23 protein-coding genes and 1 riboswitch are annotated in these 26,054 nt (G+C 77.9%); of the genes, 14 read left to right on the forward strand and 9 right to left on the reverse strand.

The features are described 5' to 3' along the window. Nucleotides 1-310: 310 nt before the first annotated feature. The 5 genes from ACI8AC_RS05550 (at nucleotide 311) to ACI8AC_RS05570 (ending at nucleotide 7,936) form a co-directional block, all read left to right on the forward strand. Entirely contained in the window at nucleotides 311-1,351 is a 1,041-nt protein-coding gene (locus ACI8AC_RS05550) for a DUF222 domain-containing protein (RefSeq protein WP_456895979.1), read from the forward strand. Between the two features lie 422 nt (nucleotides 1,352-1,773). Continuing rightward, a complete protein-coding gene (locus ACI8AC_RS05555; protein WP_456895981.1) occupies nucleotides 1,774-3,396 on the forward strand; it encodes an acyl-CoA dehydrogenase family protein in 1,623 nt (540 codons plus the stop codon). A 120-nt stretch (nucleotides 3,397-3,516) separates the two neighbouring features. Next, nucleotides 3,517-5,610, forward strand: coding sequence for a putative bifunctional diguanylate cyclase/phosphodiesterase (locus tag ACI8AC_RS05560; RefSeq protein WP_456895983.1), 2,094 nt, complete (start codon nucleotides 3,517-3,519; stop codon nucleotides 5,608-5,610). A 104-nt stretch (nucleotides 5,611-5,714) separates the two neighbouring features. Beyond that, entirely contained in the window at nucleotides 5,715-6,392 is a 678-nt protein-coding gene (locus ACI8AC_RS05565; RefSeq protein WP_456895985.1) for an NYN domain-containing protein, read from the forward strand. Next, on the forward strand, nucleotides 6,389-7,936 hold the full coding sequence (locus ACI8AC_RS05570) for a phospholipase D-like domain-containing protein (protein WP_456895987.1): 1,548 nt from the start codon (nucleotides 6,389-6,391) through the stop codon (nucleotides 7,934-7,936). Before ACI8AC_RS05565 ends, ACI8AC_RS05570 begins: the two co-directional genes overlap by 4 nt. Nucleotides 7,937-7,962: 26 nt before the next feature. On the opposite strand, the gene ACI8AC_RS05575 is transcribed toward ACI8AC_RS05570, so the two are convergent. Beyond that, nucleotides 7,963-8,622 (reverse strand): flagellar brake protein, encoded by a 660-nt coding sequence (locus ACI8AC_RS05575; protein ID WP_456895989.1) that lies wholly within the window; start codon nucleotides 8,620-8,622, stop codon nucleotides 7,963-7,965. Between the two features lie 162 nt (nucleotides 8,623-8,784). Between ACI8AC_RS05575 and ACI8AC_RS05580 the strand changes: the two genes are divergently transcribed. Both ACI8AC_RS05580 and ACI8AC_RS05585 read left to right on the forward strand, forming a co-directional pair. After that, a complete protein-coding gene (locus ACI8AC_RS05580) occupies nucleotides 8,785-10,470 on the forward strand; it encodes an ABC transporter (protein ID WP_456895991.1) in 1,686 nt (561 codons plus the stop codon). Continuing rightward, nucleotides 10,467-12,056 (forward strand): GTPase, encoded by a 1,590-nt coding sequence (locus ACI8AC_RS05585; RefSeq protein WP_456895993.1) that lies wholly within the window; start codon nucleotides 10,467-10,469, stop codon nucleotides 12,054-12,056. Before ACI8AC_RS05580 ends, ACI8AC_RS05585 begins: the two co-directional genes overlap by 4 nt. Before the next feature lie 88 nt (nucleotides 12,057-12,144). Here ACI8AC_RS05585 and ACI8AC_RS05590 read toward each other — a convergent pair whose 3' ends face one another. After that, complete coding sequence (locus tag ACI8AC_RS05590) at nucleotides 12,145-12,648, reverse strand: ATP-binding protein (RefSeq protein ID WP_456895995.1); 504 nt, start codon at nucleotides 12,646-12,648, stop codon at nucleotides 12,145-12,147. A 103-nt stretch (nucleotides 12,649-12,751) separates the two neighbouring features. Between ACI8AC_RS05590 and ACI8AC_RS05595 the strand changes: the two genes are divergently transcribed. Then, nucleotides 12,752-13,525 (forward strand): ANTAR domain-containing protein, encoded by a 774-nt coding sequence (locus ACI8AC_RS05595; protein ID WP_456895997.1) that lies wholly within the window; start codon nucleotides 12,752-12,754, stop codon nucleotides 13,523-13,525. Nucleotides 13,526-13,541: 16 nt separating this feature from the next. On the opposite strand, the gene ACI8AC_RS05600 is transcribed toward ACI8AC_RS05595, so the two are convergent. Then, the gene (locus ACI8AC_RS05600) at nucleotides 13,542-14,495 is read right to left on the reverse strand and encodes a nucleoside hydrolase (protein ID WP_456895998.1); all 954 of its coding nucleotides are present in this window, start codon (nucleotides 14,493-14,495) and stop codon (nucleotides 13,542-13,544) included. 42 nt (nucleotides 14,496-14,537) lie between these two features. Here ACI8AC_RS05600 and ACI8AC_RS05605 point away from each other — a divergent pair, with 42 nt between their 5' ends. Further along, complete coding sequence (locus ACI8AC_RS05605) at nucleotides 14,538-15,407, forward strand: ATP-grasp domain-containing protein (RefSeq protein ID WP_456896000.1); 870 nt, start codon at nucleotides 14,538-14,540, stop codon at nucleotides 15,405-15,407. Nucleotides 15,408-15,694: 287 nt separating this feature from the next. After that, on the forward strand, nucleotides 15,695-16,591 hold the full coding sequence (locus ACI8AC_RS05610) for a hypothetical protein (RefSeq protein ID WP_456896002.1): 897 nt from the start codon (nucleotides 15,695-15,697) through the stop codon (nucleotides 16,589-16,591). Nucleotides 16,592-17,279: 688 nt separating this feature from the next. Here ACI8AC_RS05610 and ACI8AC_RS05615 read toward each other — a convergent pair. Then, entirely contained in the window at nucleotides 17,280-17,699 is a 420-nt protein-coding gene (locus tag ACI8AC_RS05615) for an ATP-binding protein (protein ID WP_456896004.1), read from the reverse strand. A gap of 296 nt (nucleotides 17,700-17,995) precedes the next feature. Between ACI8AC_RS05615 and ACI8AC_RS05620 the strand changes: the two genes are divergently transcribed. Then, entirely contained in the window at nucleotides 17,996-19,414 is a 1,419-nt protein-coding gene (locus ACI8AC_RS05620; protein WP_456896006.1) for a uracil-xanthine permease family protein, read from the forward strand. 56 nt (nucleotides 19,415-19,470) lie between these two features. Here ACI8AC_RS05620 and ACI8AC_RS05625 read toward each other — a convergent pair whose 3' ends face one another. From ACI8AC_RS05625 to ACI8AC_RS05640, 4 genes are all read right to left on the reverse strand, one after another. Then, nucleotides 19,471-20,232 (reverse strand): energy-coupling factor transporter transmembrane component T family protein, encoded by a 762-nt coding sequence (locus ACI8AC_RS05625; RefSeq protein ID WP_456896008.1) that lies wholly within the window; start codon nucleotides 20,230-20,232, stop codon nucleotides 19,471-19,473. Then, nucleotides 20,229-21,668 carry an ABC transporter ATP-binding protein gene (locus tag ACI8AC_RS05630; protein ID WP_456896010.1) on the reverse strand — a complete coding sequence of 480 codons (1,440 nt, stop codon included), beginning with the start codon at nucleotides 21,666-21,668 and terminating at the stop codon, nucleotides 20,229-20,231. The genes ACI8AC_RS05625 and ACI8AC_RS05630 overlap by 4 nt, the downstream gene beginning before the upstream one ends. A gap of 25 nt (nucleotides 21,669-21,693) precedes the next feature. Continuing rightward, nucleotides 21,694-22,323: an ECF transporter S component gene (locus tag ACI8AC_RS05635; RefSeq protein WP_456896012.1), complete on the reverse strand. Its 630-nt coding sequence runs from the start codon at nucleotides 22,321-22,323 to the stop codon at nucleotides 21,694-21,696. Further along, nucleotides 22,320-22,423: riboswitch (TPP riboswitch) on the reverse strand. Its footprint overlaps the gene before it by 4 nt. Before the next feature lie 56 nt (nucleotides 22,424-22,479). After that, on the reverse strand, nucleotides 22,480-23,193 hold the full coding sequence (locus tag ACI8AC_RS05640) for a Mut7-C RNAse domain-containing protein (protein ID WP_456896014.1): 714 nt from the start codon (nucleotides 23,191-23,193) through the stop codon (nucleotides 22,480-22,482). Nucleotides 23,194-23,232: 39 nt separating this feature from the next. Here ACI8AC_RS05640 and ACI8AC_RS05645 point away from each other — a divergent pair, with 39 nt between their 5' ends. Beyond that, on the forward strand, nucleotides 23,233-23,814 hold the full coding sequence (locus tag ACI8AC_RS05645; protein WP_456896016.1) for a GNAT family N-acetyltransferase: 582 nt from the start codon (nucleotides 23,233-23,235) through the stop codon (nucleotides 23,812-23,814). On the opposite strand, the gene ACI8AC_RS05650 is transcribed toward ACI8AC_RS05645, so the two are convergent. Further along, nucleotides 23,786-24,226, reverse strand: a complete 441-nt coding sequence (locus ACI8AC_RS05650) for a rhodanese-like domain-containing protein (RefSeq protein WP_456896018.1) — start codon at nucleotides 24,224-24,226, stop codon at nucleotides 23,786-23,788. The two genes, ACI8AC_RS05645 and ACI8AC_RS05650, sit on opposite strands and share 29 nt — an antisense overlap. A 116-nt stretch (nucleotides 24,227-24,342) precedes the next feature. Between ACI8AC_RS05650 and ACI8AC_RS05655 the strand changes: the two genes are divergently transcribed. Next, the gene (locus tag ACI8AC_RS05655; RefSeq protein WP_456896020.1) at nucleotides 24,343-24,999 is read left to right on the forward strand and encodes a GntR family transcriptional regulator; all 657 of its coding nucleotides are present in this window, start codon (nucleotides 24,343-24,345) and stop codon (nucleotides 24,997-24,999) included. Further along, a complete protein-coding gene (locus tag ACI8AC_RS05660; RefSeq protein ID WP_456896022.1) occupies nucleotides 24,989-26,008 on the forward strand; it encodes a 1-aminocyclopropane-1-carboxylate deaminase in 1,020 nt (339 codons plus the stop codon). The genes ACI8AC_RS05655 and ACI8AC_RS05660 overlap by 11 nt, the downstream gene beginning before the upstream one ends. Nucleotides 26,009-26,054: the final 46 nt, after the last annotated feature.

A 26,054-nucleotide genomic window follows, 5' to 3' on the forward strand; every position in this document is an offset into this window, starting at 1 on the left:
CCGTCATGACCCTCTCGTCTGCTGTCGGGGTGCACGGCCTCGTCAACCGCCCGCCCTGGTCCGCTCGTCAGCCTTCTCGTCGGCCGGACGTGTGCGGTCCTGGCGTGCTCCGTCACAGGTCGCGCAGCACGGCTGCACATCACTGACCCCGTCATGCGCGCTCGTCTGCTGTCGGGTGCACGTCCCCGTCAACCTCCGGCTCCGATCTGTGAACAGCGGGCTGACCTGGAAGTTCACGGTGCGGTGACCCCTGCCCGGCGGTAGTATCCGTACACACGTTCGAGACGGTGGAGCGGGAGGTGACCCGGCGGTGGAGCGGCTGTCGAACGCGATCGACGACCTGTCCGCGGCCGAGCTCACCTCGGCCTTCGGCCCGGAACTGCTGACCCGCCTCGGCGGGTTGCTGGTCGCGCAGCACCGGCTGGCCGCCGAGGTCGCCCGCACCGTGCGGGCGTGTGAGCTGGCCGGAGCGGCGGAGTGCGACGGGCTCAAGACCATGGCCTCCTGGCTGCGCGGGCACGGGCGCATGTCGACTTCGGCGGCGGCCGGGCTGGTCCGCGCCGGCCGCGCGCTGGCGCACCTGCCCGCCCTCGCGGCCGCGCACGCCGCCGGCGCGGTGTCGGCCGAGGTCGTCGCCGTGGTCGCGCCGATCACCCGGGGAGGACAGGCTCGCCGCCGCACGAGCCCAGGGCGTGGACCTCGGCGAAATCGACCGGCTGCTCACCGGCGTCGCCGCCGGGCTCCCGCACGCCGACCTCGTCCACGCGGTGCGGCACTACCTGGCCGGCCTGGACCCGACGGGGCCGAGCCCGACCCCACCGAGGGCCGCCGGCTGAGCATCGCCAAGCACGCCGACGGGTCGATCTCCGGCCGCTTCGAGCTCGACGCCGCCGGCGGGGAGAAGCTCCAGGCCGCCCTGGAGAGCATCCTGCAGGCCGGGCGCTGCGCCGGCGACGCGCGCACCCGGGCCCAGCAGCAGGCCGACGCCCTGGTCCAGCTCTGCGATCTGCACCTGGCCGCCGGGACGCTGTCCACGCCGCGCACGGTGAAGCCGCAGGTGGCCGTGGTCCTCGACGCCGCCGACCTCATCGACCCCGCCACCGGCCCGGGCGCGGCCGAGCTGGGCTTCGGCGCCACGATCTCCGCCGCCCGGGCCCGCTGGCTGGCCTGCGACGGCGCGGTCACCCGCATCGTGATGGGCCCCGACGGCACACCCCTCGACGTCGGGCGCGCCCACCGCGTGGTGCCACCCCACCTGCGCCGCGCGGTGGAGCGCCGCGACCGGGGCTGCGTGTTCACCGGCTGCGGGGCACCGACCCACTGGTGCGACGTGCACCACCTGCTGGAGTGAGCCCTGGGCGGGGAGACCAGCCTCGCGAACAGTGCCTTGCTGTGCGAGCGGCACCACACGAAGGTGCACCACGGGTTCCGGGTCGAACGCCGACCCGACGGCCGCTGGCGCACCTGGCGCCCCGACGGCACCCAGATCCGCATCCTGGCCTCACCCCTGGCCGCCGCCTGAACCCACCGGGCCCCGGCCAGAGCCGGGACCGGAGACCCAGCGCAGCCCCGCCGACCCGGCGCACCACCCCGTGCGCCGGGCACTCGGCGTGCCCCGAGGACGGCAGCGCCCGGCGGCGCGGCCGTCCGTCCGTCCGTCGGAGAGCGGCCCCGCCGGGGCGTCGCCATGGTGCCGCCGGGACGCCGTTCCACGTGGAACGCGACCCGCGCCGGGGCGGTCGGGACCTGCTCCGGCGGCGCTACCGTGCGGGGATGGGTGCCACGCACGAGGTCACGAACCAGGTCCCTCCGCTGGTCGGGCACGACCCCATCGCCGGGGACGCCGCCCTCGCCGAGGCCTGCCGGCGGCATGCCGACCAGGCCACCCTCGATTCGCTCAAGGCCCTCGGTGCCCTCGCCGGCAGCGAGCAGGCGCAGGAGTGGGGGCGGCTGGCCAACGAGAACCCGCCGCGGCTGCGCACCCACGACCGTTACGGCCACCGGGTCGACGAGGTGGAGTTCCACCCGGCCTGGCACGAGCTGGTGCGCACCGCGGTCGAGCACGGCATGGCCGGAGCGCCGTGGGCGTCCCCCGAGCCGCACGCGCACGTGCGCCGGGCCGTGGGCTACCTCGGCTGGACCCAGGTCGAGCAGGGGCACGGTTGCCCGGTGACGATGACCTACGCCGCCGTCCCCGCGCTGCGCGCCGCCCCCGGGCTCGCCGGGCGGTACGGGCCGGGGCTGACCAGCCGCGAGTACCAGTTCGGCCTGACCGAGCCCACCGGCAAGCGCGGCCTGGTCGCCGGCATGGGCATGACCGAGAAGCAGGGCGGCTCCGACGTCCGGGCCAACACCACCCGCGCCGTCCCCCAGGCCGACGGGACGCACCTGCTCACCGGGCACAAGTGGTTCACCAGCGCCCCCATGAGCGACGTCTTCCTCGTGCTCGCCCAGCTCGAGGAGGGGCTGTCCTGCTTCCTCGTCCCACGCGTGCTGCCCGACGGCTCGCGCAACGAGTTCCGGCTGCAGCGGCTCAAGGACAAGCTCGGCGACCGCTCCAACGCCTCCAGCGAGGTCGAGTTCGACGGCACGGTGGCCTGGTCGGTCGGCCCTCCCGGCCGCGGCGTCCCGACGATCATCGAGATGGTCAACCTGACCCGCGTCGACTGCGTCCTCGGCTCGGCCGCCACCCTGCGGGCGGCGCTCACCCAGGCCGTCCACCACGCCGGGCACCGCCGCGCCTTCGGTGCGGCCCTGGCCGAGCAGCCGCTCATGCAGCACGTGCTCGCCGACCTGGCCGTCGAGAGCGAGGCGGCCACCGCGCTCGCCGTCCGGCTGGCGGCGGCGGTGGACGCCGGGGAGGCCGACCTGCTGCGCCTGGCCGGTGCCGCCGCCAAGTTCTGGGTCTGCAAGCGCACTCCCGCCGCGGTCGCCGAGGCCCTGGAGGTGCTCGGCGGCAACGGCTACGTCGAGGAGTCCGGGCTGCCCCGGCTCTACCGCCAGGCGCCGCTGAACTCCATCTGGGAGGGCTCGGGGAACGTCATCGCCCTCGACGTGCTCCGCGCGCTCGGGCGGTCCGAGGCCTCGCTGGCCGCCGTCCGCGCGGAGGTGGACGCCGCCCGCGGGGCCGATCCGCGGCTGGACGCCGCGGCCGCCCGGCTGGCCGCCGAGCTCGCCGACGCCGACGGGCTGGAGGTCCGGGCCCGCCGGATCGCGGGTCTCGTGACGCTCTGCCTGCAGGGCTCGCTGCTCGTCCGCCACGCGCCGCCCGAGGTCGCCGACACCTTCTGCGCCTCCCGCCTGGGCGGGGACGGCTGGGGGGCCGTCGCGGGCACCCTGCCCGCTGGGGCACCGGTGCGCGCGATCGTGGAACGATCCGCCATCCGGGCTGACTAGAGCGCATCCGGACCGTTACCCTCGGTGTCGCGCCGAGCGCCCGCGCCGTCGCCCGTGCGGCCGTGGCGGGCGTCCCGGGGAGGAGCGGCGCCACCGCAGGGGGAACGAGGTAGCGGCAGCGTGCACACTTCCGTCGAGAGCGTCACGACCGTCCCGGTCGACCCGCTCGCGACGGTCCCCGACGCCGTGGTCCACCTGGACCCCCACTGGCACATCACCTACGTCAACTCGACCGTCGTCACGGTCGTCGGCCGCCCGGCCGAGCGGATCGTCGGCCGGGCCGCCCTGGACGTCTTCCCCCACCTGCAGGGCACCGTGCTGCAGCGGGAGCTGCACGCGGTCGCGGCGCACCGGCGGCCGGCGGTCGTCGAGTACCGCACCCCGGACGGCCGCTGGTTCGAGGTCCGCGCGTCGGCCGAGGAGCACGGCCTGGTCGTGGTCTTCCGCGACGTCACCGCGGCGCGCCGGCACAGCGACCGGCAGGAGGCGCGGCTGCAGAACATGGCCGCGGTCCTCGACGCGCTCCCCTCCGCGACGGTCCTGGTGGACGCCGACGGCCGCATCGTGCTGGTCAACCGCCGGTGGTCGGTGGCCAGCGAGGTGGTGCAGCGCTCGGGGCTGCGGCCCGGCCGGATCGGCGACGACTACCTCGCGGTCATGACCCAGGGCATGGACACCGACGACCGGCAGGTGGTCACCGACGGCGTCCGCAGCCTGCTGGCCGGGACCGGCTCCGGCGCAGCCGTGTTCTCCCACGACTACGCCCACCAGACCCGCGCCGAGCCCGCCTGGTTCCGGCTGCAGGCCTCCCGGGTCGAGGGCACCGGCCAGGTGGTCATCACCCACACCGACATCACCGCGCGGGTGCTGGTGCAGGAGACGCTGGCCTGGCAGGCCAGCCACGACGACCTCACCGGGCTGCCCAACCGGGCCCGCCTGCTGCACCTGATCGGGGCCGCGCTGGCCGACCGGCACTCCCGCCCCGCGCTGCTCTTCCTCGACCTCGACGGCTTCAAGACGGTCAACGACTCCCTCGGTCACGAGGTGGGCGACGAGCTGCTGCGCCAGGTCGGGAGCCGGCTGGTCGAGGACGTCCGCCCCGGGGACACCGTCGGCCGGCTGGGTGCCGACCAGTTCCTCGTGCTGGCCCGGAACTGCGACACCGCCGAGGCGGCCGCCCTCGCCGTCCAGCTGCAGCAGTCCTTCTCCCGGCCCTTCGTCGCCGCCGGGCTGCCGGTCCCGCTCTCGGCCAGCATCGGCGTCGCCGCGGCGACCCCGGGCGTCCACCAGGCCCACCAGCTGCTCAGCGACGCCGACGCGGCCGCCTACGCCGCCAAGGCCTCCGGCCGCGACCGCGTCCACCTGTTCTCGCCCGGCCTGCGGGAGGCGGCGCGCTGGCGGCTGGACGTGGCCAACCGGCTGCGGGACGGCGCGGTCGACCAGTTCGTCGTCCACTACCAGCCGCTGGTCCGCGTGGACACCGGCGCCATCGAGGGCGTGGAGGCGCTGCTGCGGTGGCAGCACCCCGAGCGCGGCCTGCTCTCCCCCGACTCCTTCCTCGGTGTGGCCGAGGAGACCGGCCAGCTCATCCCGATCACCCGGTGGCTGCTGCGCGAGACCACCCGGCAGGCCGCCGCCTGGGCCACCGAGGGCCTGCCGCTGCGCATGTCGGTCAACATCAGCGCCCGGCACTTCTCCGCCGAGACGCTCGTGCACGACGTGCGGGTCGCGCTGCGCGACTCGGGCCTGCCGCCCGAGGACCTCGTGCTGGAGCTGACCGAGACCAGCGTCGCCGAGGACCCCACCCGCGCCGAGGACCAGCTCGCCGTGCTGCGCAGCTCCGGGGTGCGGGTCGCCATCGACGACTTCGGCACCGGCTGGTCCTCGCTGGCCCAGCTGCTGGCCCTGCCCATCGGCACCCTGAAGATCGACCGCTCGCTGCTCACCGCCGCCGCACGGCTGGCCGCGGACGGCACCGGCCCCGTGCTGGCCGCCATCGTCTCGCTGGCCCGCACGCTGGGCATCCGCTCCGTCGCGGAGGGCGTGGAGACCGCCGAGCACCTGCAGATGGTGCGCGCGGCCGGGTGCGACCTGGCCCAGGGCTACCTCCTCGCCCGCCCGATGCCGGCCGAGGAGATCCCCCGGTGGGCCTCCCGCGTCCGGGAGGCAGGCGGCGACTCCTGCGCCCTGGCGCTGCGGGCCCGGGCCGGGTGAGCGGTCCCCGGCTGCGCCGCCGAGCGGTGCGCCGGGCCACCTCCCCGGGTGGTCCTCCGGCGCCGGCATCCCCCGTTGCGGTGCCGACCCGGCAGACTGCCCCCGTGACCGACGCAGCCGCAGCGGCCGAGCCCGACGCCGCCGAGGGGCGGCCCCGTCCCGCGCTCGACCTGCTCATCTGGGACGCCCCCAACATCGACATGACCCTGTCGACGGTGATCGGCGCCCGCCCCACCGCCGCCTCCCGCCCGCGCTTCGACGCGATCGCGGCCTGGTTCGTCGAGGGCGCCGGTGACCCCGCCGCGGTCGACGCACCCGAGGTGGAGGCCTGCGTCTTCGCCAACATCCCGCCCGTCGTGGGCTCCCTGCAGCGCTGGGTCGAGGCCCTGCGCAGCTTCGGCTTCGCCGTCTTCGCCCGTCCCAAGACCCAGCCGGACGACGACATCGACCAGGACATGCTCGACCACATCGAGGTCCGCGGGCACAGCCACCGGCTGCGCCGGCTGGTCGTCTTCTCCGGCGACGGCCGCAACTTCGCCGAACCCCTGGAGGAGCTGGCCCGCGCCGGCACCCAGGTGGTCGTCGTCGCCTTCAGCGAGGTCGCCGGCTACGCCATCGGCTCGGAGCTGCTCGAGTTCATCGACATCGAGGACGTCCCGGGGGCCTTCGTGGAGCCGCTGGACCGCGTCCGGCTCGACGCCCTGCCCCCGGACGGCGCCTGGCTGCGGCCCACGCGCGGGCTGCGCGACTTCGTCAGCTCCTACGTGCGCCGGAACGGGTGAGCCCGGTGCTGGAGGGCAGCGGCGTCCCGACCGATCCGGACGGGCCGGTCACCACCGACCGGCTCCTCGTCGAGGGCGAGACCTGCTGGCGGATCGCCCGGGCCGACCGGCACGCGGTCTTCATCGACGCCGCCGACTACTTCGCCACGCTCATGGGCGCGGTGCTGCGCGCCGAGAAGCGGGTGCTGTTCATCGGCTGGGACTTCGACCCGCGCATCCACATGGACCCGCAGGGCCGCGGCGGGCGCGGTCGCCGGGGGCGGGACAAGCTCGGGCGGGTGCTGCAGGACGCCGTGGCCGCCAACCCCGACCTGGAGATCGGCGTCCTCCAGTGGGACCTCGGCATGGTCGGTGCCCTGGCCCGGGGCCTGGCCCCCATCGTGTTCCTCAACCGGCGCACGCCCGACCGGCTGCACCTGACCGTCGACACCCACCACCCGATCGGCGGGGCGCACCACCAGAAGATCGTCGTCATCGACGACTGCCTGGCCTTCGCCGGGGGGATCGACGTCACCGCCGACCGCTGGGACACCTCCGACCACCTCGACCGCCACCCGCTGCGCCGCCGCCCGCGCTCCAAGCGGCCGACCGGGCCCTGGCACGACGTCACCAGCCTCGTCTCCGGCCCCGCCGCCCGCGTGGTCGGCGACCTGGCCCGCGACCGCTGGGAGAGCGGGACCGGCCGCCGCTACGAGCCGGTGGACGGCGTCGAGGCCTGCTGGCCCCCCGAGGTCGAGCCGCTGTTCACCGACGTGGACGTCGCCGTCTCCCGCACCCGGCCGGAGTACCGCGACCAGGAGCTGGTGCACGAGATCGAGCTGCTGTGGCTCTCGGCCATCGCCGGCGCCCGGCGCACGGTGTACATCGAGAGCCAGTACTTCGCCGCCCGGCGGATCGCCGAGGCCATCGCCGACCGGCTGGGCGAGGAGGACGGCCCGGAGTTCGTCGTCGTCAACCCCGAGAGCGCCGACGGCTGGCTGGAGGAGAAGGCGATGGGCACCGCCCGCGCCAAGCTGCTGGGCATGCTCGCCGAGGCCGACGTGCACGGCCGCTTCCGGCTCTACGTGCCGGTCACCGAGGGGCGGCAGCCGATCTACGTGCACGCCAAGGTGATGGTCGTCGACGACCGGCTGCTGCGGATCGGCTCGGCCAACGTCAACAACCGGTCCATGGGCCTGGACACCGAGTGCGACATCTCCGTCGAGGCGGTGCCGGAGGACCCCCGGCGGGACGAGCTGGCGGCGACCATCACCGGCCTGCGCGACCGGCTGCTCGGCGAGCACCTGGGGGTGCCCCCGGCGCGCGTCGCCGAGGAGATCGCCGCCCGGGGCGGCTCGCTGCTGGGCGCGGTGGAGGCCCTGCGCACCGGCACCGGCCGCTCGCTGGTGCCCTTCACCCCGCCGGACCTGGGCCCGCTGGACGGCGCGCTGGCCGAGAGCGAGCTGCTCGACGCCGAGCACACCCCCAACCGCTGGCAGCGGGTGCGGCGGCGGTTCCGGCGGGCGCGCTCCCGGGGACCGCGGCCCTCCCACCGCCGGGCCTGACGCGGGCCCCGGGGCCGGACGACGGCTCAGAGCACCCCGCGGGCGCGGAGGACGCGCAGCTCGGTGAACACCCGGGCGCGCAGCCGGTCCCCGGCCTTCTCGTCGAGCCCGACGAAGCGCACCGACAGCTCCAGGGTGCCCTCGGACAGCTGCACCCGGCGCGCGACGGCCTCGCACGCGACCGGTGTGCCGACCGGGTCGTCCAGGGTGAGCGTCACCTGCAAGGGGTCGCCGCCGTGCGGGCGGGGCGGCGCGCCCTCGCGCATGCGGAACACCGCGAGCAGGCCGCCCTCGCTCACGTCGACCGTCTCGCCGGTCAGCGAGCCGCCCTCGAGGACGACCTGCACCGGCAGCCGCAGCGGTGCGCGGACGGCCTCCCGGCGTTGGGCGCGCGTGGCCGGGCCCACCGGGCGCAGCCGCCAGCACGGGGGGTCGCTGGGGACGACGGACCCGATCTCGGCCGGGATCGCGCGCAGCCCCTCGGGGCCCTTCCAGACCAGCTCCACGTCCTGGCCGACGTCCAGCCGGACCCTCCGGCCGGAACGGTCGACACCCACCGTCAGGCGGAGGGAGTCGGCGTCGGCCTCCTCGACGAAGCTGATCAACGGCTCCTCGTGCCCGGGGACCCGGACGTCGACGGCGTCCTTGGTCTCCGGGTGGTCGACGCCGGGTGTTCCCGCTGCCATGCCTGCCTCCGTGGGGCCAGCGCCCGCGGCACGCCCGCGGCTCGGGGGGAAGCTAGACCCCGCCGTTCCGCCGCCCGGCCGCGACACGCCGCGCGACGGTGCGGACCGGTACGCACCACACCCGGTGGGTGAAGTGACGTCGCGCTGGGCACCGTCTCCGCCGTGACGTCGCCCGTTGCCCTGCCCGCGGCCCTGGAGGACCTCCGGGACACGGTGGCCGCCGCACCCCTGGGCCTGGCCACCCCCGGACGCGACGCCGCGCTCGCGACGGCCCGCGGGGTCGTCGACCAGGTCGACGACTACCTGCTCCCGCGCCTGCGCGACCTCGGCGCGCCGCTGCTGACCGTCGTCGGCGGGTCGACCGGCGCCGGGAAGTCGACCCTCGTCAACAGCCTCGTCGGCGCCCCCGTCAGCACCGCCGGGGTGCTCCGGCCCACGACCCGCGCACCCGTGCTGGTCTGCTCCACCACCGACGCCCCGGCCTTCTCGGGTGACCGGGTGCTGCCCGGCCTGGCCCGGGTCACCGGCGGCTCGGGTGGTCCCGGCACCCTGCAGCTGGTCGCCCGGGACGACGTCCCGTCCGGCCTGGCCCTGCTCGACGCCCCGGACGTCGACTCGGTGGTGGAGTCCAACCGGGAGCTGGCCGCCCAGCTGCTGGCCGCTGCGGACCTGTGGGTGTTCGTCACCACCGCCGCGCGCTACGCCGACGCCGTCCCGTGGGACGTGCTGCGCACCGCGCAGGAGCGGGGGGCCGCGCTGGCCGTCGTCCTGGACCGCGTGCCGCCGGAGGCCGTCGGGGAGGTGGCCGCCGACCTGGCCGGGATGCTCGAGCGGGCCGGCCTGGCCGCGGCCCGGCTGTTCGTCGTCGAGGAGCGGCCCCTGGTCGACGGCCGGCTGCCCGAGGACCAGGTCGCGCCGCTGCGGCGGTGGCTCGCGGAGCTGGCGCAGGACCAGGAGCAGCGGGCCGCCGTCGTCCGGCAGACCCTCACCGGCGCGCTGGCCAGCCTGGGCCGGCGCGCCGAGGGTCTGGCCCGCGCCGTGGAGGAGCAGGCCGCCGCCGCCACCGCCCTCGAGGACGCCGCGTCCGCCGCGTACGCCGCCGCCTGCGAGGGGGTGGACGAGGGCGTGCGCAGCGGCACCCTGCTGCGCGGGGAGGTGCTGGCCCGCTGGCAGGAGTTCGTCGGGACCGGGGAGTGGATGCGCTCCCTGCAGGGGGCGGTCGGCCGGTTCCGGGACCGGGTGACCGCCGCCGTCACCGGCCGCCCCACCCCCGCCGACGACCTCGCCGAGGCGCTGGAGTCCGGGGTGGAGACCCTGCTGCGCGCCGAGGCCGACCGGGCCGCCGAGCGCACCGTGACCGCGTGGCGGGCGCTGCCCGGGGGACCGGGCCTGCTCACCGCCGGCGGGCCGGGCCTCGACCGCGTCTCGCCGGACTTCCCCGAGGCCGCCGGCGCCCAGGTGCGCGACTGGCAGGGGGCGGTGCTGGACCTGGTGCGCGACGAGGGGGCCGGCAAGCGCAGCCGCGCCCGCTTCCTCTCCTGGGGGGTCAACGGCGCCGGTGCGGTCGTCATGGTGGCCGTCTTCGCCCAGACCGGCGGGCTGACCGGCGGGGAGGTCGCGGTGGCCGGCGGGACGACGGCGGTGGGCCAGCGCCTGCTGGAGGCCGTCCTCGGGGACGCCGCGGTCCGGTCCCTGGCCGCCCGTGCCCGGGAGGACCTGCAGGACCGCGCCGACGCTCTGCTCGGCACCGAGCGCGCCCGCTTCGACGAGCTGGTGGACGCCGTCGCGCCGGGCCCGGACGACGCCGACCGGCTGCGCGCGGCCGCCGCCGCGCTGGCCGCCGCGTGAGCCGCCGGCAGGGGCGCGGCGCCCCGCTCGCCGACCGGCTGGCCGCCCTCCGCGAGGCCGTCGAGGTCGCCGACGGGCGGCTGGAGGCCGATGCGGTCGGCCGGTCCCGCGCGGTGCTGGCCAAGGCCGGGGCCCGCGAGGCGCTCGGCGACGCCACCGTCGTCGCCCTGGCCGGTGCCACCGGAAGCGGGAAGTCCACCCTCTTCAACGCGCTCTCCGGGGCGGAGGTGAGCGCGCCAGGGGTGCGCCGGCCGACCACCGGGACCGCGCACGCCACGGTCTGGGGTGCCGACGACTCCAGCGACCGGCTGCTGGACTGGCTCGAGGTGCCCCGCCGGCACCGGCACGCCCCCGAGCCCGCGTTCGACGGGCTGGTGCTGCTCGACCTCCCCGACCACGACAGCGTGCGGCTTGAGCACCGGCTGGAGGTCGACCGGCTCGTGCAGCTCGTCGACGTGCTGGTCTGGGTGCTCGACCCGGAGAAGTACGCCGACGCGGCGGTCCACGAGCGGTACCTGGTGCCCCTCGCCGGGCACGCCGGGGTGCTGCTCGTCGTCCTCAACAAGGTGGACCGGCTCGACGCCGCCGCGGCCCGCGCCTGCCTGGCCGACCTGCGGGCGCTGCTCGACCGCGAGGGCCTGGCGGCGACGCCGCTGCTGGCGGTGTCGGCCCGCACCGGCGCCGGGCTGGGGGAGCTGCGGGGCGAGCTGGCCCGCCGGGTCTCCGCCCGCCGCGCGGCCACCGACCGGCTGGCCGCCGACGTCCGCGCCTGCGCGGGGGAGCTCGCCGACCACTGCGGCCCGGCCGGGGGCGGCCCGGCGGTGGGCCCCGACGACCGGGCGCGGCTGACCGCCGCCCTCGGCGACGCGGCGGGGGTGCCGGCCGTGGTGTCGGCGGTGGCGCGGTCGGTGCGCCGGGACGGGACCGCGGCCACGGGCTGGCCGGTGGTGCGCTGGACCCGGCGGCTGCGCCCGGACCCCCTGGACCGGTTGCACCTGGGGCGGGAGGGGGCGCGCAGCTCGCTGCCCGCGGCCGGGACGGTGCAGCGGGCGGCGGTCGAGCGGGCCCTGCGCGGGGTGCGGGACTCCGCGGGGGAGGGGCTGCCCGAGTCCTGGCGGGACGAGCTGCGGCGGACCGCCGAGGTCGCCGGGGACCGGCTGCCCGACCGGCTCGACGCCGCCGTCGCCGGCACCGACCTCGGCCCGCGGACCACCCCGCTGTGGCAGCGCGCGGTCGGCGGGCTGCAGTGGCTCCTGGCGCTGGTCGCCCTCGCCGGGGCGCTGTGGTTGCTCGCCCTCGTGCTGCTGGGGTTCCTCCAGCTGGACGACGTCGTCCCGGTCCCCCGCGTGGAGGGGCTGCCGGTGCCGACCCTGCTGCTCGTCGGGGGCCTGCTGGCCGGGGCGCTGCTGGCGCTGCTCGCCCGGCCGCTGGTCGGGCTGCGCGCCCGCCGGAGGGCCCGGCGGGCGGAGCTGCGGCTGCGCGGCGCGGTGGACGTCGTCGCCCAGGAGGAGGTGCTCGGGCCGCTGGGTGAGGTGCGGGCCGACCACGCCCGCTTCTGCGCCGCCGTGACCCGCGCCGCCCGCTGACCCGGCGGCCCCGTCCAGAGGCTCGCTTCGAGCTCGCGAGCGGCGAGGAGGACGGGGTCCTCCCCGAGGGGTGGGGGACCGGGTCCTCCTACTCGGGGCGGCGCGGCACCTCGGGGGCGCGGGGCTCGGGCACCCGGTCCTGGCCGACCTCGATGGGGGCGCGGCCGTTGGGCAGGCGGGCCCAGACGTGCTTGCGGCCCGGCCGGCTCTCCCAGCCGTACCCGACGGAGAGCTGGGCCACCAGGTGCAGCCCCATGCCGCCCAGCGCCGGGTCGCGGTCGACGGCGGGGACCGGTGGCCGGTCCGGCGCCTCGTCGCTGAGGTCGAGCAGCCAGCCGTCGTCGCCGGCCACCACCAGGGCGCGCACCGCCCCGCCCCCGTGCCGCAGCGCGTTGGAGGCCAGCTCCTCGAACACCAGCAGGAGCCCGTCGCGGGCGTCCTCGGTCGAGGAGGAGCAGACCGAGGGGTGCGCCACCCGGGCGCGCAGGTCGGCCCGGACCCGGGAGACCGTGGACATGGTCTCCAGCGCCCAGTGCCACACGTCCCCGCGAACCGACGGGACGGGCGCGTGCGGCCACGTCTCCGCACCCATCGCACCCTCCTCGCACCGGTCCGGCCGCCCCATCCTGACCGAAAGGCCGTCGAGCCGCAGCGGGTGGGTCCGGTCGGAGGGCGGTCCGGTGCAGACTGGCGCCGTGCAGGACCTGTGGCGGGACCTCAGCCGGGTGACCCTCGGTGACCGTGCGCTCGACGACGTGCTCTCCGAGATCACCACGATCGCCGCCCGGGGGATCCCGGGGGCGGAGGCCACGTCCATCACCCTCATCCGTGGGGACCGCGCTTTCACGGCCGCCTACTCCGCCCCCATGGCGCTGGCGGCCGACGAGCTCCAGTACGAGCGCGGCTACGGCCCGTGCATGGACGCCGCCCGCGGCGGGCTGCTGCTGCACATCGCCGACATGCGCACCGAGCAGCGCTGGCCCGACTACGCCGCCCGCGTCCTGGACGTCGGCGTCCGGGCCTCGCTGTCGGTCCCGCTGCCCTACCAGGGGGACCTCATCGGCGCCCTCAACGTCTACTCCGGCACCGCGGGCGCCTTCTCCGGCCCGGAGGCCGCCGCCCGGGGGGAGGAGGTGGCCGAGGCGATCGCCGTGGCCGTGGTGAACGCCGACGCCCACCACCGGGTCGGCGAGGAGGCCCGGAACATGCGCCTGGCGATGCAGTCGCGGGCGGTGATCGAGCAGGCCAAGGGCGTGCTCATGGCGCAGCGGCGGATCGGCTCCGACCAGGCCTTCGACATCCTGCGGGCGGCCTCGCAGCGCTCCAACCGCAAGCTGCGCGACGTCGCCGCCGGCGTGGTGGCCTCCACCACGGCCCCGCCCACGACCCCGCCCCCGTCCACGGCTCACCCCCCGCCCCAGCCGGCGGCCCCGCCCGGCGGCGGGAAGGACCCGGCCGGGCCGCGCTGACCCGCGGCGCGCCCGGTCAGCCGACCGCGCGGGCCAGCGACTCCAGCCGCGCGACGAGGAACTCGACCGCGGTCGGGCTGTCGACGGTCTCGGCCACGTCGACGGCGGTCGGGGCGTCCGAGACGGCGCGGCGGTCGACGATCGTCTGCCCCCTGCCGGGCCCCGGGGTGGTGTCGACGACGACGTCGCGCCGGACGGTCCCCAGCGTGCCCGGGGCGATAGCCTCGGTCAGCGCCAGCGCGTCGTGCACCACCACCCCGGTCGTGCCGTAGGCCGAGCGGGCGTGGTCGAGGTACTGCCGCAGGATCGCCGCCGCGGTGCGCCCGACCGGCCCGGCCCCGGCGAAGCGGGCGACGCCGTCCTCGTCGAGCACCGTGGGCAGCGTGACGTCCAGGCCGACCAGGGTCGTGGGGATCGTCGAGGTCAGCACCGCGTGCGCCGCCTCCGGGTCGGACCACACGTTGAACTCCGCCGCCGCGGTGACGTTGCCGCCGCGGCCGGCCGACCCGCCCATGAGCACCAGCCGACCGATCCGGGCCGCCGCCTCGGGGTGGGCGCCCAGCAGCAGCGCGATGTTGGTCCACGGCCCGATCGCGGCCACGGTCACCGGCACGGGGGAGGCGGTCAGGACCTCGGCCAGGGCGAGCACGGCCGGGCGGGGGTCGGCCGGCACCGGGGACGGCGGCAGCTCCACCCCGCCCAGCCCGCTCGCCCCGTGCACGTGCCCGGCCCGCTCCGGCTGCGGGTGGACCAGCGAGTCGCGGGCGCCCGCGGCGACCGGGACGTCGGACCGGCCGGCCAGGTGCAGCACCCGCAGCGCGTTCTCCGTGGTCTGCGCCAGGTCGACGTTGCCGTGCACGGTGGTGACCAGGCGCAGGTCCACCTCCGGGCTGGCCAGGGCCAGCAGGATGGCGAGGGCGTCGTCGATGCCGGGGTCGGTGTCGATCACGAGCGGGGTGCGGTCGGCCACCGGCTCATCCTGGCAGTGCCGCGCCGGGCAGGATCTGCGGTCGTGCCGACCGTCCTCCTCGCCAGCTGCGCCGAGGCCCTGGGCCGTGACGACGACGAGCCGCTGCTGGTCGCCGCGCTCGCCGCCGAGGGGATCCGCGCCGCCGTGGCCGACTGGGCCGACCCGGGCGTCGACTGGGCCGCCGCCGACGCGGTCGTCGTCCGGTCCACCTGGGACCACGCCCCCCGGCGGGCGGAGTTCCTCGCCTGGGCGCGGCGGGTCGAGGCCGGGACCCGGCTGCTCGACCCGGCCGCCGTCCTGGCGTGGAACACCGACAAGCGGTACCTGGTCGAGCTGGCCGACGCCGGCGTCCCGGTGGTGCCCACCACCTGGGCCGCGGACGAGGCCGACCTCGACGCGTCCCTCGCGGCCTGGCCCGACGTCGTGGTGAAGCCGGCGGTCTCGGCCGGCGCCCGGGACACCGCCCGGTTCCGCCCCGGCGAGGCCGCGGCGGCGCGGGCCCACGCGCTCGCGGTGCTCGCCTCCGGGCGGGCGGTCATGGTGCAGCCCTACCTGGACCGGCTGGACGCCGAGGGCGAGACCGGCCTGGTCTTCGTCGACGGGCGGTTCAGCCACGCCTTCGGCAAGGGCGCGCTGCTGGCCGGCGACCCGCTCGGCCCGGGCCTGTACGCCGAGGAGACGATCACCGCCCGCACGGCCGGGCCCGCGCAGCGCGCCGTGGGGGACGCCGTCCTGGCCCGGCTGGCCGGCACCGGCCCGGCGCCGCTCTACGCCCGCGTGGACCTGGTCCCGGGCCCGGACGGCGCACCGCAGGTGCTCGAGGTCGAGCTGACCGAGCCCAGCCTGTTCCTCGCCACCGCCCCGGAGGCGGCCGGCCGGCTGGCCCGGGCGGTGGCGGCCCGGCTGCGCTGAGCAGCCCGTGTCCGGCGGCCGCCGCGACACGCGGGCGTGCCGCGGTGGGTCCCGGGGTGACCGGCCCGCCGACCAGCGCGTTCCACGCTCGGGACGGCACGGCTTGTCGACAAGGCAGTGCCGCGGGCGGGGGGTGACCGACCGGTCCGGAGCACCGCCGCAACGGTTCGGTCACGCGCCCTCCAGGAGGTGTCCCGGAACGCCGTCCGCGAGGGGGGTCGTCCCTACCGTTCTCCTCGTCCGCGGCACCTTCCCCAGCCGCGGCGGACCACTGCAGGGAGGACGCCGTGCCGATCGACGCGCGCCCGGTCGACCGGATCGCCGGGCACCCCCGGGGCCGGGGGACGGCGGACCTCACCCTGGGTGGCCTGCTCGACGTGCTGGACCGGGTCGACGCCACGCCGGAGCGGCGCCGATCCGGTCCGCCGCGGGCGACCGCCGTCCGCCCGACCGCCGTCCGCCCGACCGCCGTCCGCCCGGTCCCCGTGCCGCGGCCGCGTCCGGCCCCGCCGGCCCGGGTCGCGACCCCCGGCGCGGCCGGCCGGCCCCCGGCCACCGCACCCACCCGCACCGGGCTGCTCCGCCGGCTCGCCCTGTGGGGCGCCGGCCCCTCGGGTGAGCACCTGGCCTGGGGCCGCCCGCCCGCGCCGGTCGTCCCGGTCGCGTCCCCCGGAGCGCCGGCCGCGCGCCCGGCCACCCCGGTGGCGCCCCGGCCCGGCGTCGTCGCCCGCCTCCGCGCGGTCACCCGGCGGCTGGCGCTCTGGGGCGCCGGCCCCTCCGGCGAGCACCTCGCCTGGCGGCGGCCCGCCCCGGTCGCGCCCCGCACCGACGGCCCGGTGCACCTCACCGAGCTGCCGAGCACACCCACCACCCCGCCCGCGGCGCACCGCCCTGCCGCGGCGCACCGCCCGGCCCGCGTCCACCCGGCCGCCCCGCCCGCCCGCCCGCGCGTCCCGGTGGTCGTCCCGCTCGCCCGGCAGCAGCCGGCAGCGCGGCCTGCCCCCGCACCGGCGACCGCGCTCCCGGGCCGGTCGGCCGGACGTCCCCGGGTCGCCGGGCCGCGCCGCCGGGCCGCCGCCGCGGCGGCCCGGGGCACACCCGCCCGGGGAGCGCACGCCCGGGCCGTGGCCCGGTCCCGCGGCGACCCGCGACCACCGCCCGCCCGCGGATCGCCCGTGCGCTGACCACCCGACGCCCACGGCCGCCCGCTGCCGGACGCCGTCCTCCCGCACCGCCTGCCGGACCGCCGGACGCCGGTCCCCCTTCCCCGGGGACCGCGACCGCCGCCCCCGGGGTGCGTCCCCCGCTCCTCCCGACCGACCCGTCCCACCCCCAGGCCGTCCCCCCGCCGGGAACCCGGCCGCCCCGACCGTCCCGCACCACCGAGCTCGCCTCGTCCCCCCGCCGACTGCGCCCGACGCAGCGCGCGGACCCTCCCGGGAGGCGCAGCCGGCCGGCCGCGGGCAGCGTCGGGCGGCACCGGGACCCGCCGGGGCGCGGACCACAGGTCCGACGCCGGTACCCGCCGCCCCCGGGTCCCGACCGGCGCGACCTGGCCGGGGACGACGGATCGGGTGCGCCGCTCGGCGGCCCCGGGAGTCGACCGCGGTGGGGATGCACCCGGGGCCGGCCCGGCGCGGTGCGGGGAGGACGCCGGCAGCGGCCCGGGGCACGCAGACTCTCGGCGGTCTTCCCCCCGCCGGGACCGGCGGTCTTCCCCCCGCCGTCCCGCCGACGGGCGGGTGCCCTCCCCGGACCGGGGGGCACCCGCCCGTCGGTCGCGTCCGCCCCCGGCCGGCGCGGCACCGCACAGGCCGGGACCCGGGGACGCGGCACCCCGGCCCCGGTGTTCACCGGACGGCCGGCCGGTCGTCAGCCGGGCAGGACCGCCCACACGTGCTTGGCGCCGTCCTCGACGAACCAGCCGTGCTCGGTGGCGAGCTCGGCGATCAGGTAGAGGCCGAGACCCCCCTCGCTGGGGTCGCGCCCCACGGCCGGCGTCGGGGGGATCTCCGCCGCCCGGTCGGAGACGACGAGGAGCCAGGCCACCCCGGTCGGGCGCACCGTGGCCCGCACGCCGCCCCCGCCGTGCCGCAGGGCGTTGGAGGCCATCTCGTCGAGGGCGAGCACGAGGCGGTCGCGGAGGTCGACACCGTCCGAGGGCAGGTGCCGGCGCAGGTCGGCCCGGACCCGGGGGAGCTGGGCGACGTCGGAGAGCTCCCAGGCCGGCCCCTCGCACGACGGCGGCGGGGTCGCGCGCGGCCAGGCCCGGCCGGCCGTCTCCCTCGTCACGCCGCGATCCCCTCCACGCGCAGCAGCCCGCGCTCCTGCGGGCGGTGACCCCGGCTGCGACCCGGGGCGAACACCTCCGGATGGCCCCGGAGCAGCTGGTCCAAACCTCGTGAGTCCGATGTCACAGGCCGCGCCGGCAGGTGGCGCCCACCGGGGTCGGGAGGTGGTGCGCCACCGACGGACCCTAGCGCTGATCCGATCGCCGCGGGGCCGGATACAACGCGTTCGTCACGGGACCGCAACACCCGGGCACGACCCTCGCGGGGTCCCGCCGCCCGACCGCTCCTGGAGCCCCCATGGCCGCCCCCGCACCCCGCGCCACCGCCGACCCCGCCACCGCCGACCCCGCCGCCGCCGACCGCGCCACCGCCCACCCCGACCGCGCCGCCGCCGCCTCGACCACCGCCCGCACCGACCCGGACGCCCGGCCGCCGTGGGGCGTCGCCGTCCCGCTGGGCCTGCAGCACGTCCTGGCGATGTTCACCTCCAACCTGACCCCGGCGATCCTGCTGGCCGGGGTGATCGGCGCGACGACCGGCGAGGCGGTGCTGCTGGTCCAGGCGGCGCTGCTGTGCGCCGGCCTGGCGACGCTCCTGCAGACCGTCGGCATCGGCCCGGTGGGCAGCCGGCTGCCGCTGATGATGGGCTCCGGCTTCGCGTTCATCGCCGTCGCCGTCCCGCTGGCCGAGGACCACGGGCTGTCGGCCGTCCTCGGCGGCGTGCTCGTCACCGCCGCGGTGCAGGTCGCGATCGGGCTGGGGATCCACCGGGTCGCCGCGCTGTTCCCGCCGGTGGTGACCGGCACGATCATCCTGGTCATCGGGCTCGGGCTGCTGCCGAGCGGCGTGAACCTGGCCGCCGGCGGGGTGGGCTCCCCCGACTTCGGCTCCCCGGTCAACCTCGGGCTCGCGGCGCTCGTCCTGGTCCTCACCGTGGTGCTCAACCAGTTCGGCCGCGGTCTGCTGGGCACGTGCTCGGTGCTGGTCGCCGTCGCGGTGGGCTACCTGGTGGCGGTCCCGCTGGGCCTGCTCGACCTGTCGGGGGTCGGGGACCGGCCGCTGGTCGCCGTCCCCGCGCCGTTCGAGTTCGGGCTGTCCTTCCCGCTGGTCGCCGTCCTGTCGATGGCCGTGGTCGGGGCGGTGAACATGGTGGACTCCGTCGGCACGGTGCACGCGGTGACCGAGGGCGGTGCGGGCCGGCCGGCGACCCCGCGGGAGCTGCGCGGCGGCATCCTCGCCGAGGGCGGCAGCGCGGTGCTCGGCGGGGTCTTCGGCGCCCTGCCGACGACGATGTTCAGCCAGAACATCGGCCTGGTGGCGCTCACCCGGCAGATGAGCCGGCACGTGGTCACCATCGGGGCCCTCGTGCTCGTCGGCCTGTCGCTGCTGCCGCAGGTGGCCGCGGTGCTGGCCGCGATCCCGCCCGCCGTGCTGGGCGGCGGCGTGCTCGTGCTCTTCGGGATGATCTGCGCCATCGGCGTGCAGCTGCTGACCAAGGACGGGCTGGACACCCGCGGGCTGCTCGTCGTGGCCCTCTCCGTCGGGCTGGGCCGGGGGATCGCCGCCGCGCCCGGCGCGCTGGACCGGGTGACCGGGGACTGGGGCGCGCTGTTCGACTCGGGGATCGTCGTCGCGGCCGTGGTCGCCGTGGTCCTCAACCTCGTCCTGCCCGGGCGGGTGCGGCGGTCGCAGCCCGTGCCGACCCCGGCCGGCTGACCGGAGGGTGCGGGCCGGGCCGGCGTTCCCGACCGGAGCGCCGGCCTGGCCCCGTGTCAGCCGCCGACGAAGACCGGGTCCCAGGTGCCGAGGCCGATGCTGAGCGCGAGCGCCGCGGCGCACACGGCCACGGTCGCCGCGACGAACACCGCGTCCCGCCGGTGCAGCGTCGACCCGCGGGCGTTGGTGCGCGGCACCCCGGAGTCGAAGCCCCGGGCGTCCATCGCGGTCGCCAGCCGCGACCCCCGGCGCACCGCCCCGACGAGCAGCGTGAACCCGACCCCGCCCAGCAGCCGGGCGCGGGCGACCGGGCCCCGGGCCTCCACCCCGCGGGTGCGCCGGGCCAGCCGGGCGGCCTCGAACTCGGCCACCAGCAGCGGGGCCAGCCGCAGCGCGGCCAGCGCCCCGTAGGCGAACCGCGTGGAGACCCGCCAGTGCACGGTCAGGGCGTCGGCCAGCCGCACCGGGTCGGTCGAGGCCACCAGCAGCACCCCCGGCAGCGCCAGCCCCACCACCCGCAGCGCCAGCCCGATGCCGGTGACCGGGCCGGCCTCCGCCGACAGCAGCACGTTGACCAGGCCCACCGACCCGGCGCCGACGAGCACCGGCCAGGTCCGCCGCAGCAGGTCGACCGGGCGGGACAGCCCGGCGGCGGGCAGCAGGCACAGCTCGGCGGCGACGACGACCGCCGGCGTGACGACGTCCAGGCTGCTCAGCAGCACCACGGTGACCACGGCCAGCGCCGTGAGCTGGGCGACCGGGTTGATGCGCGACAGCGGGACGTCGGCGACCGGCCCGAGCGCGAAGGACGCCGTCACCCCAGCTCCAGCCGGTCGTCGGCCAGCACGGCGACCAGGTCGGCGTCGTGGGTGACCGCGACGACGGCGCAGCCGCGGGCGCGCTGCTCGGCGAGCAGGGCCACCAGCTCCCGCCAGGTCGCCGCGTCCTGCCCGAACGTCGGCTCGTCGAGCACCAGGACCCGCGGGGAGGTGGCCAGCGCGGTGGCCACCGACAGCCGGCGCTGCTGCCCCCCGGAGAGCGTGTACGGGTTGGCCTCGGCGAAGGCGGTGAGCCCGAGCCGCTCGAGCAGCTCCCCGGCCGTCGCCCGCGCGGCCGCGGCGCCCTCGCCGGAGCGCAGGGGCCCCAGGGCCAGCTCGTCGCACAGCCGGCCGGTGAGGAACTGCTGCTCCGGGTGCTGGAACACCGTGCCGATGCGGCTGACGAGCTCCCCGGCCCGCCAGCGGCCGGGCTCGCGCCGGCCGCGCCGGGTCCCGGCGGCGAGCACCCCGGCGGCCTCCACCCGGCCCGTCGTGGGGGTGCGCAGGCCGGCCAGCAGCAGCGCGAGGGTGGACTTGCCCGCGCCGTTGCGCCCGGTCACCGCGAGCACGCGGCCGCCGGGAACCACGGCGTCGGTGGGCGGCAGCGCCGGGCGGTCCGCACCGCGGTAGGTGTAGCCGGCCCGCGCGGCGGTGAGCAGGACCGGTCCGCCCGGTGCCGGGGGCAGGGCCAGGCCGGCGGTGCGCGGCACCGGCCGCCACCCGGGGCCGTGCTCCACGACCCCGCCGCCCGCGACCACCTCGACGACCCGGTCGACCAGCGGCAGCCACGGGGCGGCGTCGTGGTCGACGACGACCACGGTGGCCTCCCGCCCGGCGGTCGAGCGGGCCACGGCCTCCCGGACCAGCGCCGCGCCCTCGGGGTCGAGCTGGGCGGTGGGCTCGTCGAGCAGCAGCAGCCCGGGTCGGCGGGCCAGCGCCCCGGCGAGCACCAGCCGCTGCTTCTCGCCGCCGGAGAGCGCCGAGGTGGGCCGCCCCCGGCCGTGCGGGAAGCCGACCGCGGCGAGGGCCTCGTCCACCCGCGGCCAGATCAGCTCGGGGGGCAGACCGGCGTTCTCCAGGCCGAAGGCGACGTCGTCCCCGGCGCGGGTCATGACCAGCTGGCTGTCGGGGTCCTGGGCGAGCAGGCCCAGCCGGTCGCGGGCCGCCCGCGGCGAGCGCCCGCCCACGGTCAGCTCACCGGCGACCTCGGTGCCCTCGGCGTCGAGGACGCCGGCCAGCGCGGCCAGCAGCGTCGACTTGCCCGCGCCGGAGGGCCCGGTGAGCAGCACCCGCTCGCCGGGCTCGATGGCGAGGTCCACCCCCGTCAGCGCCCACGCGCGCCGCGAGGGGTGGCGGATGCCCAGGCCCCGCGCGGCGACGGCCACCGGCCCGGCGCCCGGGACCGCCCGCGCCGGGAGCCGGCCGGTGCTGGTCACGCCCTGCTGCCGCCCGCGCCCGAGCTCAGACGCGGCGGCGGCCCGAGGCGAACGAGCTCAGCGCACCCGTCCGGGCCAGTGCGCGCACCAGCAGGAGGCCGACCACGCCGGCCAGGAGCACGCTGGAGAGCACCGTGAAGAGGATGTAGGGCAGGCTGAACGCCCAGAACGGGTGCTCGGCCGACACCGGGTAGTACAGGTTGAGGTCCAGCAGCGACGTGGACAGCCCCGCGGTGACCGCCGCGAGCAGCGCGGTCGGCCAGCCGAACCGCCGGTAGCCGGTGAGCAGGAAGCCCAGCTCGGCGCCGAGGCCCTGCACCAGCCCGTAGACGACGATGATCCCGCCGTACGGGGAGCCGAGCAGGATGCTGACCGTGGCGGCCAGCGTGGAGGCGAAGGTCGCCGCACCCGGCTTGCGCACCAGCAGCCCGGCGACCACGCCCGGCATGAGGTAGACGCCGTTGAGGACCGCCTGCAGCGGCGGGAAGAACTCCAGCGGTGCCGACAGCACGCCGAAGACCAGGTTCCACGCCCAGAAGACGATGCCGAAGGCGACGCCGAGGACGGCGGTGACGACGATGTCGACGGTCCGCCAGCGGTACCCGGCCGGCGGGCGATCGGTGACGGACGACGGACGGACGGCCTCCTGGGCCATGACTTCCTCCAGACTCCCTGCGCCGGCATGACCCGGATCAGGTTCGAGGGTCTGCGGTGATCCGCACTCTCAGCGCCGTGGCGCTCCCCTGCTGTGTGTTCGGTTGTGCCGTCGAGCGTAGACCACGTCCGCCCGCCGCGATCCCGGTACCGCCGGTCACCGGGCCGACCGCCGTGCGCGCTGGACCAGCCGGTCGATCCGCGCCGCGTGCGCGCCCCGCCAGTAGACGCGCCCGCAGGCCGGGCAGCGGGAGAAGTCGGCGTACGTGCGCCGCGTGCCGGCCGGCAGCCGGCCGGCGACCTCGGCCTTCGCCACCGGCTCGCGGTGCGCGCCGCAGGCGGTGCAGCGGGTCAGCGGCGCCAGCGGCGGGGCGAACCGGTCGAGGACGTCGGCGAGCTGGTCGTCCGGCCGCGCGCCGCGGACCAGCGCCCCGCGCACCCCGCGGCGCATGAGCAGGCCGCGGTCCTGGGTGAGCAGGGTGCGCCGCTCGTCCCGGGCCCGGGCGGCGAGCTCGGCGTCCCCGGCGTCGTTCGACCACGCGACGTCCAGGCCCAGCAGCCGCAGCCGGCGGGCGAGCGCGCCGAGCCCGACGTCGAGCAGGAAGCCGCCGGGCGCGGCCGGTTCCGGCCGGGCGACGGCCAGCACGTCGACCACGGCGCCCGGGGCGGCGCGGGCGGTGGCGTCCGCCGGCCGGCCGTCGAGCCGCAGGCCGCCCGCCTCGGTCGGGGGGACCCCGGCGGCGCGCACCAGGTGCCCCAGGGTCGCGTCGGGGTCCGCGGCCAGCCGGCGCGCCCGGGCCGGGCGGTCCCGCGGCGGGAGCAGGAAGGCCAGCTCCCCGGGCACCCGCACGGTCACGGTGTCGCCGTCCACCGTGCTCCCGTACCCGGCACGCGGGGGAGGATGTCCGCCGTGGAGCCGGTGGAGCTGGACGCGGGGCCCGTCCGGCTGCGGCGGTGGCGGGAGGACGACGCCGACGCCGTCCTCACCGCCCTGCGCGACCCCGTGCTGCAGCTGTGGAACGGCGTGCCGGCGAGCACCCGGGACGACGCCGTGGACTTCGTCCGCCGGCGGGCCGACTGGAGCGCCGGCGACCACGCCTCGTGGGCGGTCGCCGACGCCGGCACCGGGGTCCTGCTGGGCTCGGTGTCGCTGCACTCGGTCGACCGGCAGCAGGCCAACGCACAGGTCGGCTACTGGACCGTCCCGGCCGCCCGCGGGCGCGGGGTGGCCCCCCGCGCGGTCGACGCCGCCTGCCGGTGGGCCTTCGCCGTGCCGGCCCTCGAGCGCGTCGAGCTGTGCCACGCCGTCGACAACCCGGCCTCGGGCCGGGTGGCCGCGAAGGCCGGGTTCACCCTGGAGGGCCGGCTGCGCGCCTCCTACCGCTACGGCGACGGCCGCAAGCACGACGAGCTGATCTGGGGCCGCCTCGCCGCGGACCCGGCGCCCGTCCTGCCGGCCGGCCTCAGCAGCCGCAGGCCGCCGGGGCGGTGAGCGGGTCGACCGGCCCCCGGGCGGTGCCGCCCGGGGTCGCCACCGGCAGGCCCTCGCGGGCCCAGTACTCGAAGCCGCCGATCATCTCCCGCACCCGGTAGCCGAGCAGGGCCAGCGCCAGCGCCGCCCGCGTGGCCCCGTTGCAGCCCGGTCCCCAGCAGTAGGCGACCACCGGGACCGACGGGTCCAGCTCGGCGGCCGCCCGGTCGGCGATATCCCGGCCCGGCAGGTGCACGGCGCCGGGGACGTGGCCGGCGTCCCAGGCCTCGCGGCTGCGGCTGTCGAGCAGCACGAAGCCGGGGTCCCCGGAGGCCAGGGCGGCGGACACGTCGCTGACGTCGGTCTCCACGGCCAGCCGGTGCGCGAAGTGGCGGGCGGCGTCCGCGGGGTCGGGGAACCGGTCGGGGTCCATGCCGCCATGTTCGGCAGCCCGGGGCGGTGCGGACCAGGGCCGGGGCTGCCCGGTTCCGCGCCGTTCCTGCCGCGGCGGGGTTGACGGCGGGGCCTCTGACATCTGAGATGTCAGTTGTGCCCCTCGCCCCGGTCGGCCGCGTGCTGCTCCGCGACCTCGCCCTGGCCCGGCTGCGGGAGGCGATCGTCTCCGGCGCGCTGGCCCCCGGCGAGGTGGTGAAGGACGCCGAGCTGGCCGCCTCCCTCGGGCTGTCGGTGGCCCCGGTGCGGGCCGCGCTGGCCCGGCTGGCCGACGAGGGGCTGGTCGAGGCCAAGCCGCAGAGCCACACCCGGGTCACCCCGCTCCGGGTCGCCGAGGTGCGCGACGCGGCCGTCGTCGTCCGCGTCCTGCAGGAGCTGGCCGCACGGGAGGCCGCCCCCCGGGTGACCGACGAGGACGCGGCCGTGATGCGGGCGGCCAACGCGCGGTTCGCCGCCGCGGTCGGCGCCGGGGACGTCGACGCCGCCCTGACCGCCGACGACGAGCTGCACGGCGTGCTGCTGGCACGGTGCGGCAACGGCGCGGTGACCGCGACCGTGGCGCGGTTGGCCCCCGCGATCCGCCGGCTGGAGCGGGCCCGCTTCGGCGCGGCGCACGGCCGCGAGTCCGTCGTCCTGCACGACCGCCTGATCGCCGCCTGCGCGGCGCACGACGTCGGCGCCGCCGTCGCCACCACCACCGAGATCTGGACGGCGCTGCTGTCCGAGCTGGAGGACGATCCCCATGGGGCTTGACGACTTCCCCCGTTTCCCGCTGCTGTTCGGCCCCTCGCCGGTCCACCGGCTGGACCGGCTGACCGAGCACCTCGGCGGCGCCGCCGTCTGGGCCAAGCGGGAGGACTGCAACTCCGGGATCGCCTACGGCGGCAACAAGACCCGCAAGCTGGAGTACCTGGTCGCCGAGGCCCTGGCGCAGGGCTGCGACACGCTGGTGTCGATCGGGGGCGTGCAGAGCAACCACACCCGGCAGGTGGCCGCGGTCGCCGCCCGGGCCGGGCTGCGCTGCGTGCTGGTGCAGGAGAGCTGGGTCGACTGGCCCGACGCCGTCTACGACAAGGTCGGCAACATCCTGGTCAGCCGGCTGGCCGGGGCGGACGTGCGGCTGGTCAAGGCCGGGTTCGGCATCGGGTTCAAGGAGAGCTGGGAGGCCGCGCTCGCCGAGATCGAGGCGCGCGGCGGCAAGCCCTACGCCATCCCGGCCGGGGCGAGCGACCACCCGCTGGGCGGGCACGGGTTCGCGGGCTGGGCGCACGAGGTGGCCGCGCAGGAGGCCGAGCTCGGCGTCTTCTTCGACACGGTGGTCGTCTGCTCGGTCACCGGCTCGACGCAGGCCGGCATGGTCGCCGGCTTCGCGCAGCTGGAGGAGGCCGGCGCGCGGCCGCGGCGGGTGCTCGGGATCGATGCGTCGGCCAGGCCCACCGAGACCCGCGAGCAGGTGCTGCGCATCGCGCAGCGGACGGCCCGGGCGATCGGGGTGCGGCGGCAGATCACGGCCGCCGACGTGGAGCTCGACGAGCGCTACCACGCCGGGGTGTACGGCATCCCCGACGCGACCACGATCCGCGCGATGGAGACCGCCGCGCGCACCGAGGGCATGGTCACCGACCCGGTCTACGAGGGGAAGTCGATGGCGGCGACCATCGACCTGGTCGGCCGGCGGGAGATCGACCCGTCGTCCACCGTGCTGTACGCGCACCTCGGCGGGCAGCCGGCGCTCAACGGCTACAGCGCCCTGTTCGCCTGACGACCGGAGTGCCTCGCGCGAGGTTCCCTCGCATGAGGCACTCCGC

Source organism: Geodermatophilus sp. SYSU D00758 (genome assembly GCF_054049955.1).

Coding starts and splice junctions, on each gene's coding strand:
- ACI8AC_RS05555 (WP_456895981.1), top strand. CDS start 1,774: ATGGGTGCCACGCACGAGGTCACGAACCAGGTCCCTCCGCTGGTCGGG.
- ACI8AC_RS05575 (WP_456895989.1), bottom strand. CDS start 8,622: ATGGCAGCGGGAACACCCGGCGTCGACCACCCGGAGACCAAGGACGCC.
- ACI8AC_RS05590 (WP_456895995.1), bottom strand. CDS start 12,648: ATGGGTGCGGAGACGTGGCCGCACGCGCCCGTCCCGTCGGTTCGCGGG.
- ACI8AC_RS05620 (WP_456896006.1), top strand. CDS start 17,996: ATGGCCGCCCCCGCACCCCGCGCCACCGCCGACCCCGCCACCGCCGAC.
- ACI8AC_RS05635 (WP_456896012.1), bottom strand. CDS start 22,323: ATGGCCCAGGAGGCCGTCCGTCCGTCGTCCGTCACCGATCGCCCGCCG.
- ACI8AC_RS05650 (WP_456896018.1), bottom strand. CDS start 24,226: ATGGACCCCGACCGGTTCCCCGACCCCGCGGACGCCGCCCGCCACTTC.
- ACI8AC_RS05660 (WP_456896022.1), top strand. CDS start 24,989: ATGGGGCTTGACGACTTCCCCCGTTTCCCGCTGCTGTTCGGCCCCTCG.